Genomic DNA, 12837 nt, shown 5'->3' with positions numbered 1-12837 from the left:
CTCAGCGTGGCGGGAACGTCCGCACGCGATCCACGCGGAACTCGATCGGATGGCTCGACGCGTCGCGGCGACCGTCCCGCCGCGGCAGTTCGTAGAGGTCGAGCATGAGCTGCACCGGGTAGTCGATCCGCTGGGTGACCGTCTTCACCCAGCGCCCGTCGATGAAGAACCGGAGCCGGTCGGCCGACCACTCGACGGCGTACTCGTGCGGCGCGGTCAGATCGCCGTCGACGCGGACCTTCTCGACATCGTCGCGCAGCCGCGGGTCGTGCTGCGCCTTGACGCCGATGCCGACCCAACCGCCGGTGTCGTCGATCTCGGACCCGAAGATCTCGGCGATGCAGATCTCGCCGGATTCCTCGGGGCGGTCCTCGAACCCGATGGGCCAGAAGGCGACCATCGCATCAGGATGCCGCACCGCCGACATCTGCGCCGCAATCACTCCGAAGCGCGGCAGCCACAGTCGGCACTCGTCCTGTGCCTCCCGCACGACGAGCCCGTCGCGGAAGCGGTGCTGCCCGGCATCCGATCCCACCACGCCGGCACGTTGGCCGGTCTGCAGGTGCGAGACGCGCACCTGCCCGTCCCACTCGGGCCCCCACGGTTCGGTGTCGGCGTCGATGCGCAGCTCGAGCCCGTTCGAGACGCGGTATCGGGCCGCCGTCCGCTCGCGGGACGACCAGTGCGGCAGGTAGTGCGGCCACCACCGGTCGGCGTCGAGGGTGTCACCTGCGAACCGTTCGTCGACGTCGGGGGTGCGCCCGGTCAGATCCAGCGGCGACATGTCCAGTGCCCACCGCCGGAAGGTGAGGATGCCGCCGCGCCACGGCTCCGACCCGGTGCCGCGCTCCTCGAAACCTGCGCGGGCGCAGAGCGCGTTCGACGGCACATTGTCGATGCCCGGGTAGGCCATGAGGAGGGTCCTGCTGCCGTCCCGACGCACCTCGGCGATCAGCAGTCGCAGCGCTCCCGTCGCGACGCCCTGCCCCTGGAACTCCGGGAGGACGCTCCAGCCCGCCTCGAAGGCGGGCGTCCCGTCCTCATCCACGGGCCAGAACCCGATCCCGCCGGCGGGCGCACCGTCGACGTCGATGCGGTACATCGCCCCCGGCCGGCCGGACCACGTCCGCAGATACCGGTCGTGCCGATCGTCCAGCTGCTCCTCGCTCTCGGGGCCGCCGAGGTGCGCAGTCATCGCGGGCGCGTTGAGCAGGGTGAGCAGACCGCGGTCGGCGGCATCCCAGCGGGCGAGCGTGATCATCGGGCCTCCTCTGCGAAGTCTGCCGTGGGGCTCCGACATCGCCCGATGTAGGCGCGGCACAACGGCGCGTCATGACGTCCGCCGACGGCGTTGTGCGAGAGGGACAACGCAGTTGGTCCAACATTGGAGGACTCCTACCGTTGTGGTCGAACTTCCCTGTCCCGTCGCCGATCCCGCGTCCTCAGAAAGGCCAGTGATGACCGACACCGTCGTCCGCTCCTCCACCCCCGCCGCCGACAAGCGCACCCCCGCCGGCGGCGCCCCCACCGCGCCCCACACCGCCGACGAAGCGCACGAGCCCCGCATCGACATCGACGCCGTGGGCGCGATGCTCCGCGGCACCTGGGGAGACACACGCCTCACGGTGCGCGAGCTCATCAAGGACCCGGCCTACTGGCGCATCGACGGCCAGAGCGTCGCCGAGCACCGCGAGCGGGTCATGGATCAGGTGCGACTGCTGGCGAAGAACGGCGGCTCGACCCGCGCCCTGCCGAAGGAGTACGGCGGCGAGGAGGACAACGGGGCCAACCTCGCCGGGTTCGAGGAGCTCGTTCTCGCGGACCCGAGCATGCAGATCAAGTCCGGCGTGCAGTGGGGGCTGTTCGGTTCGGCCGTGCTGCAGCTCGGCACGAAGGAGCACCACGACACCTGGATTCCGGCGATCCGCGACGCGGAGCTCCCCGGCGCCTTCGCCATGACCGAGATCGGCCACGGATCGGATGTCGCCGCGATCGGAACGACGGCGACCTACGACCCCGAGACCGAGGAGTTCGTCATCCACACGCCGTTCCGCGCGGCGTGGAAGGACTACCTGGGCAACGCCGCGAAGCACGGACAGGCGGCGACCGTCTTCGCACAGCTCATCACGAAGGGCGTGAACCACGGCGTGCACTGCTTCTTCGTGCCGATCCGCACGCCCGACGGCGAACTGCTCCCGGGCGTCCAGAGCGAGGACGACGGGGTCAAGGGCGGCCTCAACGGCATCGACAACGGCCGGCTCGCGTTCGACCACGTCCGCGTGCCGCGGACGAACCTCCTCAACCGCTACGGCGACGTCGCTCCCGACGGCACCTACTCGAGCCCCATCGAGAGCACGGGCCGCCGGTTCTTCACGATGCTCGGCGCCCTCGTCCAGGGCCGCGTCTCCCTCGACGGCGCCGCCACGATCGCCTCGTCGCTCGCGCTCTACATCGCCGTCACCTACGGCAACCAGCGCCGGCAGTTCGACTCCGGCGCCGGCACCGACGAGGTCGTCCTCCTCGACTACGGCAAGCACCAGCGCCGCCTCCTCCCGCTCCTCGCGCAGAACGTCGCCCAGTACTTCGCGCACGACGAACTGCTGCGCACCTTCGACGGCGTCTTCGGCGGCACGTCCGACACCCCCGCCGAGCGCGAGAACCTCGAGACCCTGGCGGCCGCGCTCAAGCCGCTCAGCACCTGGAACGCGCTGCAGACCATCCAGGAGGCGCGCGAGGCCTGCGGCGGGTCGGGCTTCATGGCCGAGAACCGTCTCGTGGGGCTGCGCTCCGACCTCGACGTCTACGTGACCTTCGAGGGTGACAACAACGTGCTGCTACAGCTGGTCGGCAAGCGCCTGCTCGCCGATTTCGCGAAGCAGTTCAAGGGGGCGGATGCCGCGACCCTCGCGAAGTTCGCCGTCGGCCAGACGGCGGGCAAGGTCTTCCACGGCGCAGGGCTCCGCAGCCTCGGGCAGACGGTCGCCGACTTCGGCTCGACTGCGCGCTCGGTCGAGCTGGGGCTCCGGGCCGAGCAGCAGCACGAACTGCTCGCGGGACGCGTCGAGCAGATGGTCGCCGACATCGCCGGCGCGCTGCGCCCGGCATCCAAGCTCCCCGCGGCCGAGGCTGCGGCGCTGTTCAACACGCACCAGGCCGAGCTCATCGAGGCCGCGCGGGCGCACGGCGAACTGCTGCAGTGGGAGGCGTTCTCGGATGCGGTGAAGGCCACCGAGGACGACGGCACGCGGCAGGTCCTCACCTGGCTGCGCGACCTCTTCGGTCTGCACCTCATCGAGAAGCACCTGGCCTGGCACCTCATCAACGGGCGTCTGTCGACCCAGCGCGCCGCCGCGGTGTCGAAGTACATCGACCGCCTCTGCGCGCGGCTGCGTCCGCACGCGCAGGACCTCGTCGACGCGTTCGGGTTCGCGCCCGAGCACGTGCGCGCACCGATCGCCTCCGGCATCGAGCGGCAGCGGCAGGACGAGGCGCGGGCGCACTACGCCGACCTCGCGGCTCGCCGTGAGGCACCCGTGCCGGAGAAGTCGCTCAAGAAGAAGTGAGCGTCGGAGGCCGTCGGTAGCCTGGCACGCGTGGAACTGCGTGTCGGGCCCGACGGCCTCCTTCGTTGCGGCTGGGTCGGCGACGACGCCGAGTACCGCCGCTACCACGACGAGGAGTGGGGGCGTCCGCTGCACGGCGACCGGGCGTTGTTCGAGAAGATGAGCCTCGAGGGGTTCCAGGCGGGCCTCTCGTGGATCACGATCCTCCGCAAGCGCCCGAGGTTCCGTGAGGTGTTCGCGGAGTTCGACCCGGTGACCGTCGCCGCGTTCGACGAGGCCGACGTCGACCGGCTCATGGCCGACGCGAGCATCATCCGCAATCGCGCGAAGATCCTCGCGACGATCGGCAACGCGCGGCTCGTCACAGAGATGGCCCCGGGCGAGCTCGACGCGTTCATGTGGTCGTTCGCCCCGGCATCCCATCGGCGACCGGAGACCTTCGCCGAGGTCCCCGCCACGACGGCGGAGTCCGACGCGATGTCGACAGCGCTGCGGGGGCGCGGGTTCCGCTTCGTCGGGTCGACGACGATGTACGCCCTCATGCAGTCGACGGGCATGGTCGACGACCACGTGAGCGGATGCCACCGCGCCGAGCGCTGACGGTTGCCCGACGGCGCGCCGCGCGAGGATCATGTGGTGAGGGTTGGCGGAGAGGCGGACATGGCGGAGCACGAGATCACCGACGTCGACGGGCCGGCATCCGATCCTCCCATCGCCGACGCGCACGACGTCATCCGCGTCATCGGTGCGCGGGAGAACAACCTCAAGGGCGTCGACGTCGAGATCCCCAAGCGCCGCCTCACCGTCTTCACGGGGGTGAGCGGGTCGGGCAAGTCCTCGCTCGTGTTCGGCACCATCGCGACCGAGTCGCAGCGCCTCATCAACGAGACGTACCCCACGTTCGTCCAGCAGTTCATGGCCCAGCTGTCCCGTCCCGAGGTCGACGGCCTCGAGAACATCAGCCCCGCGATCATCGTCGACCAGGAGCGGATGGGGGCCAACGCGCGCTCGACCGTCGGCACCGCGACCGACGCGTACGCGATGCTCCGATTGCTCTTCAGCCGCCTCGGCGAGCCGCGGGTGGGGTCGCCGCAGGCGTTCTCGTTCAACATCCCGACCGTGCCGGGGTCCGACGTCGTCACCGGCGGCATGTGCTCCCGGTGCGAGGGGCTCGGGGAGGTGAGCGACGTCGACCTCGACGAGCTCTTCGACAGCTCGAAGGCGCTCGCCGAGGGCGCGATCACCGTCCCGGGCTACAACGTGGACGGCTGGATGGTGCGGATCTTCACCGAGTCGGGGTTCCTCGACGCGGCCAAGCCCATCGCGCAGTACACCGAGCAGGAACGCGCCGACTTCCTGTACAAGGAGCCGACCAAGGTCAAGCTCCAGAACATGAACATGACCTACGAGGGTCTGGTCCCGAAGATCACGAAGTCGTTCCTGCAGAAGGATCGGGAGGCGCTGCAACCCCACATCCGTGCGTTCGTGGATCGCGCCGTCAAGTTCCTCCCCTGCCCCGAGTGCGGCGGCAGCCGACTGAACGAAGGCGCACGCTCCTGCCGGATCGGCGGCGTGAACATCGCCGACGCCGCCGCGATGCAGATCACCGACCTCGCCGCGTGGCTCGACACGATCGATGCGACGACCGTCGGGCCGCTCCTGTCGGGGCTGCGCAAGGTCATCGCGTCGTTCGTCGACATCGGCCTCGGGTACCTGTCGCTCGACCGCTCGTCGGGGACCCTGTCCGGCGGCGAAGCGCAGCGGACGAAGATGATCCGTCACCTCGGCTCCGCGCTGACCGATGTCACCTATGTGTTCGATGAGCCCACCGCGGGACTCCATCCCCACGACATCCAGCGCATGAACGACCTGCTCCTCCTGCTGCGCGACAAGGGCAACACCGTCCTCGTCGTCGAGCACAAGCCCGAGGTCATCGCGATCGCCGACCACGTCGTCGACCTCGGCCCGCATGCGGGATCGCGCGGCGGGCGGATCATGTACGAGGGGGACGTCGCCGGGCTCCGGGCATCCGACACCCTCACGGGACGGCACCTCGATCACCGGGCAGCGCTGAAGACCTCGACCCGCCCGGCGACCGGTGCGCTGCAGATCCGCGGCGCCACCCAGCACAACCTCACGGGGGTGGACGTCGACATCCCGCTCGGTGTCTTGACGGTCGTGACCGGCGTGGCCGGGTCGGGCAAGTCCTCCCTCATCCACGGCAACGTCCCGTCGTTCGACGACGTCGTCGTCGTCGACCAGTCGCCGATCAAGGGGTCGCGCCGCTCCAGCCCGGCGACCTACACGGGCGTGCTCGATGCGATCCGCACGGCGTTCGCGAAGGCGAACGGGGTGAAGGCCTCGCTGTTCAGCGCGAACTCCGAGGGTGCGTGCCCGGCCTGCAAGGGGCTCGGGGTCATCATCACGAACCTCGGCTACACGCAGAGCGTCGAGACGCGGTGCGAGGTCTGCGAAGGGTCCGGCTTCAGCGAAGCGGTGCTCGAGTACACCCTCGACGGCAGGAACATCGCCGAGGTCCTGGCGATGTCCGCCGAGGAGGCGCACGGGTTCACGACCGGACCGGCCAAGACGACGCTCGGTCGCATGATCGACGTCGGTCTCGGCTACATCACTCTCGGTCAAGCGCTCAACACGCTCTCGGGCGGTGAGCGGCAGCGGTTGAAGCTCGCGATCGCCATGGCGAAGAAGGGGGCGGTCTACGTCCTCGACGAGCCGACGACGGGGCTTCACCTCGCGGACGTCGACAACCTGCTCGCCCTGCTCGACCGATTGGTGGATGCCGGCAACTCCGTCATCGTCATCGAGCACCACCAGGCCGTCATGACGCACGCCGACCACATCATCGACCTGGGTCCCGGCGCCGGTCGCGACGGCGGTCGCATCGTGTTCGAGGGGACACCGGCGGCGCTGGTCGCCGACCGCAGCACGCTGACGGGCGAGCACCTGGCCCGCTACGTCGGCGCGGTCTGAGCCGACCGAACCGAAGAGCATAAGTGGGGAGAACTCCCCACGTCACGCGCTCGTCCGAAATTGGTCCCTCGCTTAGGCTTTATACCGTCCACACGCCGTGCCTTCCGGTCGATCGATCGGAGGCCGTCGGTCCTGCGAACTCGTCTGCCCGGGGGGAGTCAGAACGCTCATGAAGTCCTTCGCCTGGCTCCGTTCGCGGCCCCGCACGATGGCATCGATCGGCGCCGTGACCGCCGCCGTGGTCGCCATCGGTGTACTCGCGCTCACCTACGACGGCGAGCCGACGACCGAGGTCGAACTGAACGACGGCGGCGTCTGGCTGACGAAGCAGACGAGCCTGCTGGTCGGGCACTTCAACAACGAGTCGCGCCTCCTCGACGGCGGCCTCCGCACGCTGTCGCAGGAGTACGACATCCAGCAGGCGGGCAACCGCGTCCTGGTCACCGACCAGACCGAGAACACCGCGACCGCGATCGACCCGGCTCGTGTCGTGCTCTCCGACAAGGCCGACCTGCCCTCGAACGCCCAGGTCGTGTTGGGCGGCCCGACCGTCGCGACGATGGACGAGGGCGGAGCGCTGCGTGCCGCGCCGTTCACCTCGCTCGCCGCCGTCGGCAAGGAAGCCGGTGATCCGATCGCCGAGCTCGGCCGGGGTGCCGCGGTCACGGTCAGCACGGCCGGCCTCGTCTACGCCGTCTCCGCCGAGAAGGGTGTGCTGTACGCCTATGCGCCCGACGCGCAGGGCGTGTTCGTCCAGACCGCCGAGCGCGAGCTCGAGGGCATCGAGAAGAACGACGAGCTGGCGATCACGTCCGTCGGCGGCGTGAGCGTCGTCCTCGACCGCACGTCCTCGACGCTGTACACGAGCGACGGCCTCGTCACCCAGGTGCCCGACGAGGCGATCCTGCAGCAGCCCTCGAACGTGACCGACACCGTCACGCTCGCGACTCCCACCCAGCTGGTGCGCGTCCCGCTCGCGGGCGGCGATCCGGTCACGACGGATGCCGGTGACGGCGGCGCTCCCGCGCAGCCGGTCTACGTCGCGGGGTGCGCGTACGGGGCCTGGTCGGGCTCCGGCTCCTTCGTCCGCGACTGCGTCGGCGACGAGGACGATGTGACCAAGACGGTCGAGGGGATCGACCGCTCGAGCCAACTCCGCTTCCGCGTGAACCGCGACGTCGTGGTCCTCAACGACATCTTCGGCGGGTCCGCCTGGATGGCCAGCGACGCGCTCCAGCAGGTCGACAACTGGGAGGACCTCACGCCGCCCGAGGGCGAGGGTGAGGAAGAGGAGGAAACGACCGAGGAGACAGTCCAGTCGACGCTCCCCGAACGCACCGAGAAGAACACTCCGCCGGTCGCGGAGAACGACCGCTACGGGGTGCGTCCGGGCCGCACCACGGTGCTCCCCCTGCTCGAGAACGACCTCGACGCGGACGGCGATGTGCTCGTCGCGAAGGTCACAGGCGACCCGTCGATGGGTGAGATCACGCCCATCTACAACGGCACGGCTCTTCAGATCGCGCTGCCCGAGGATGCCGCGGGGACGACCTCGTTCCGGTACGAGGTGTCGGACGGTCGCGGCGGCAAGGACACGGCGCGTGTCGACCTCGAGGTCCGGCCGCTGAGCGAGAACTCGGCGCCCACGCAGAAGCGCAGGACCGCGATCACCGTCGAGCAGAGCGGTGTCGTGTCCTTCAACGTCCTCAGCGACTGGATCGACCCCGATGGCGACGACATCTTCCTGCGCGATGTCACCCCGGACGGCGGGGATGAGGCCGAGTTCACCTCCGACGGGCAGATCACCTACCGGGCGATCGGGGGCATGCAAGGGCGCAAGGACGTGCCCGTGGTCGTGTCCGACGGCAGTGACTCCACCACGGGGGTGGCGAGGATCGACATCCGGCCCCTCGGAACGACGATCCCCGTGACCAACGCGGACCACGTCGTGACACGACCCGACCGTCCCGTCACAGTGCGACCGCTGACCAACGACACCAGTACCGGAAGCGAGCAGCTCCGGCTGACGCGAGTGGACGACGTCGACGGCGGCACGGTGACCCGTGATTATCCCGACAAGTCGTTCACGTTCGAGGCTCCGAACACCGGCACCTACTACGCCACGTACCTCGCCTCTGCGGGCGCGAACTCCGCTCCCGGCATCGTGCGCATCGACGTCCTTCCGGACGAGGATGCCGACGTCGCGCCGATTGCGGTGCGTGATGTCGCACTCCTCCCCGCAGGCGGCGATGTGCTCGTCAACGTGCTGGGCAACGACACGGACCCGGCCGGCGGCATCCTCGTGGTCCAGTCGGTCACCGTCGACGAGGACAGCGGAATCGCCGCGGCGGTGCTGGGACACGAGACGATCCGCGTCAGCGACCAGGCGTCCCTGGACAAGCAGGTGCGGCTGACCTACACCATCTCCAACGGATCGCAGTCAGCCACGGGCGAGGTCATCGTGATCCCGGTGCCCGCCCCCGAGAAACTACGCCCGCCGATCGCCGTCGACGACGAGGTCGTCGTCCGCGTCGGCGATGTCGTGACCATCCCCGTGATGGAGAACGACTTCCACCCGAACGGCGACGAGATCCACATCTCGCCCGAACTCGTGCCGCCGCTCATCGATGAGGCCGACGGCGACCTCTTCGTCTCCGAGGACACTCTCCGCTTCCGCGCGGGTCCCGAGCCCAAGACGGTCAACGCGACCTACGAGGTCGAGGATTCGACGGGCCAGCGGGATGCCGGTTACGTCACCATCCGCATCCTCCCGCGTGACGACGACGCGAACGCCGCGCCGCGCCCCCGCGACGTGACGGTCCGCACCCTCAGCGGCTCGGGTGTGCAAGTGGCGATCGATCTCGACGGGATCGACGCCGATGGCGACTCGGTGGAGCTCGTCGGTCTCGCATCCTCTCCGAAGAAGGGCCGTGTGTCGGCCATCGACGCCGACTCGTTCACCTACACCGCATTCGAGGAGTCGGTCGGTGTCGACCGCTTCCAGTACCGCGTCCGTGACAACCTCGGTAAGGAGGCGACGGCGATCATCGAGGTTGGCATCGCGCCGGCCGAGTCGACCAATCAGGCGCCGTACGCCGTGCGCGACACCATCACGATGCGGCCCGGCCGCACCGTCGCCGTCGACGCGCTCCAGAACGACTCCGACCCTGACGGTGACAAGTTCGGATTCGCGGAGAATGCGGTGAAAGTCGCGGACGTCCCGGGACTGAGCGCGGAGGTGTCAGGACAACAGCTCCTCATTGCGGCGCCCGACGAGCCGATGCAGACCAGCGTGCTGTACACGATCGCCGACGAACGCGGACTTCGCGCGACGACCTCGGTGCAGATCACCGTCGACCCGGACGTGCCGTTGGCCCGGCCGATCGCTCGCGACGATCGGGTGCGGGCGGAGGACGTGGCCGAGGACGGCACCGTCGTCGTCGACGTGCTCGAGAACGACGACGACCCCGACGGCACCCGTTCGGCGCTGGAGGTCGCGCTCGGCGAGGGCGGAGAGAACGCGCGTGTCCTCTCAGGCGGTCGGGTGAGTCTCTCTGTAGGTGACGAGCGTCAGCTCATCACCTACCTCGTGACGGACGAGGACGACCAGGTCGCCGCAGCCTTCATCCACGTCCCGGCACTCGCCGATCTTCCGCCGACGCTGATCTCGGCGGAGGGCGTCACCGTCAAGAGCGGCGAGATGATCGAGCTTCCGCTGTCGGACTACGTCCGTGCGTCCGGGGGGCGCGACGTGGTCATCACGGAGACCGAGAAGGTGACTGCCGCACACAGCAACGGTGCGGGACTCGTCAAAGATGAGTCGACGCTCGTCTACACCTCGGCCGACCGCTACTTCGGAGCGGACGCGTTGACCTTCGAAGTCACCGACGGCAATGGACCCGATGACGCGGACGGCCGCAAGGCCACGCTCACCATCCCGATCACGGTGACCCCACCCGACAACGAGCCCCCGACCATGATCGGTGCGTCCGTCTCGGTTGCGCCGGGCGAGGACCCGGCCACGCTCGGTCTGCGGGAGCTCGTCACTGACCCCGATCCGGGCGACATGGACAACCTCACGTTCGCGCTCGCCTCCGACCCGCCGGCTGGTGTGAGCGCCTCGGTCGACGGTCAGTCGTTGCAGGTGTCCGCCCAGCCCGACGTCGCGAAGGGCACGCGCTTCTCGCTCGCCGTCCGCGTGACCGACAACGAGACCGAGCCCGTGGAGGCCAACATCCAGGTGACGGTGACCGCGTCGACGCGCGAGTTGCCCTCGGTGAACGACGATGTCGTCCCGCAGGCCGACCAGGGCGAGACCGTGTCCCTCAACGTCCTCGAGAACGATGTCAATCCCTTCCCTGACGCACCGCTCGAGATCGTGAACACGCAGATCGAGACGGGTGAGGTGACCAGCGTCGATGTCTCGGGTGGCACGGTCCGAGTGACGACGGGCAGTGAGTTCGTCGGCAACGTCGTCGTCCGCTACACGGTGCAGGACGCGACGCAGGATGCCGACCGCCGGGTCGACGGCCGCATCCGCATCACGGTACAGGGCCGTCCCGATGCGCCCGGCAGGCCGACGGTGACCGCCGTGGAGAGTCGAACGGTCGTCCTCAGCTGGACGCCGCCGGTCGACAACGGTCGTCGAATCGAGGGATACACCGTCACGTCGACGGCGGGCGGCTACACCCGCGAGTGCCCGTCCACGACCTGCACGCTGGACGGCCTGACGAACAACGTCGAGTACAACTTCGTCGTGACCGCGACGAACAGCGTCGGCGAGTCCGACCCGTCGGTGCCGTCCGAGACCGCGCGGCCCGACGTGCGGCCCGACCAGCCGGCGCCGCCGACGCTGCAGTTCGGCGACCGCAGCCTCGACATCGCGTGGAAGACCCCGCGCACCGAGGGCTCGCCGGTGGAGAGCTACACCCTCGAGATCTCCCCTGCGCCGCCATCGGGCGTCGCGCAGAAGACCGGCCTCACGGGCAACACGCACCGCTGGGAGGGCCTGCAGAACGGCACCGAGTACCAGGTGCGGGTGCGCGCTCACAACCGTGCTCCGGAGCCGTCGGACTTCTCTCAGTGGTCCGCCGGTGAGATCCCGGCCGCCCCTCCGTCGGCCTCGGGCGCTCCCACAGTGGCTCGCCTCGAGCCGGTGGGGAACCGCGCGCAGATGCGCGTGTCCTGGAACCGGCCCGCTGAGAACGGCGACGCGATCGGCGGGTACGAGCTCCGCGTAATCCGCGGCGGCAACGTCGTCGACACGATCGCCGTACCCGCCGGACAGACCAGCCAGGCGGTCGTCGTCGACACGTCGCAGTCCGACTACACCTACGACGTCCGTGCGCAGAACAAGGCGGGATGGGGCGATCGAAGCCCGCAGTCCGCGCCGCGACGCGCGTTCACCCCGCCGGGGGCACCGACGAACGTCGCGGCGCGCGAGGGTGACAACCAGGTCGTCGTGCAGTGGGAGCCCGGCGCGTCCAACGGCGCGAACGCGAACGAGATCCAGTACCAGTACAGCGTGAACGGTAACGGCTGGCGGGCTGACTGGGTCGCCGGCGGCGGCTCGGGGACGTCGGGGACGATCGGCAACGGGGCGGTCAACAACAACGGCGCCTACACGATCCGGATCCGTGCGGTGGCCACCGCCGACGGCACGACGTACGAGGGGCCTGCCTCGGCGGCATCCAACCAGGTGCGGCCGTACGGCCAGATCGGCAAACCGACCGCGAAGGCCACCCGCACCGGCGACGGTCGCACCATCACGATGGAGTGGACCTCGCCGGCGGCGAACGGACGTCCCGTGACGACGGAGATCCGGACCGGCGACGGTCGCGGCTGGCGTACCGTCGCGGCATCGGGCACGGAAAGATACGACGTCGGATACAGCCAGACGCGGACCCTCGAGGTGCGAACGAGCGCCGAGGGCAGCCAGACCACGACGGCGCGGGACAGTGCGACGACGGTGGACGCGCCGCCGCCACCTCAGCCGCGCGTGTGGGTCACGCAGGGCGGAGCCGCGGGCAGCTGCGTGAACGGTTGTCGGTACTACACCGTCAACTGGGAGAACCTCAACATCGGTTCGCACCGGGTGTCGTGCGTCAACGACCGCGATGGGGCCTTCTCGACCTACACGATCAACTTCGACGGCAGGGGCTCGCAGCAACTGGGCTGCTACGCCGGCCGCGACGGCTACAACGTGTGGGTTGACATCCAGGGTTGGGGCGACGGCGTCGACACCGAGAAGACCTTCTGGCCGCGGCCGTGACCCCCTTCGAGA

The 12837-nt window shown here is 69.4% G+C and carries 5 protein-coding genes; 4 read left to right on the top strand and 1 reads right to left on the bottom strand.

What is annotated here, in order from left to right:
• Position 1: 1 nt before the first annotated feature.
• Positions 2 to 1261, bottom strand: a complete 1260-nt coding sequence (locus Q9S36_RS19050) for a GNAT family N-acetyltransferase (protein WP_311286493.1) — start codon at positions 1259 to 1261, stop codon at positions 2 to 4.
• A 196-nt stretch (positions 1262 to 1457) separates the two neighbouring features.
• Between Q9S36_RS19050 and Q9S36_RS19045 the strand changes: the two genes are divergently transcribed.
• From Q9S36_RS19045 to Q9S36_RS19030, 4 genes are all read left to right on the top strand, one after another.
• On the top strand, positions 1458 to 3563 hold the full coding sequence (locus tag Q9S36_RS19045) for an acyl-CoA dehydrogenase (RefSeq protein WP_311286492.1): 2106 nt from the start codon (positions 1458 to 1460) through the stop codon (positions 3561 to 3563).
• A gap of 30 nt (positions 3564 to 3593) precedes the next feature.
• Positions 3594 to 4163 carry a DNA-3-methyladenine glycosylase I gene (locus Q9S36_RS19040; RefSeq protein WP_253035527.1) on the top strand — a complete coding sequence of 190 codons (570 nt, stop codon included), beginning with the start codon at positions 3594 to 3596 and terminating at the stop codon, positions 4161 to 4163.
• Positions 4164 to 4223: 60 nt separating this feature from the next.
• On the top strand, positions 4224 to 6554 hold the full coding sequence (locus Q9S36_RS19035) for an excinuclease ABC subunit UvrA (RefSeq protein WP_311286684.1): 2331 nt from the start codon (positions 4224 to 4226) through the stop codon (positions 6552 to 6554).
• A gap of 169 nt (positions 6555 to 6723) precedes the next feature.
• A complete protein-coding gene (locus tag Q9S36_RS19030; RefSeq protein WP_311286491.1) occupies positions 6724 to 12825 on the top strand; it encodes an Ig-like domain-containing protein in 6102 nt (2033 codons plus the stop codon).
• The last annotated feature ends 12 nt before the right edge of the window (positions 12826 to 12837 follow it).

It is taken from the genome of Microbacterium sp. ARD31 (assembly GCF_031844425.1).
This window is presented reverse-complemented; position numbering and strand designations above follow the sequence as displayed.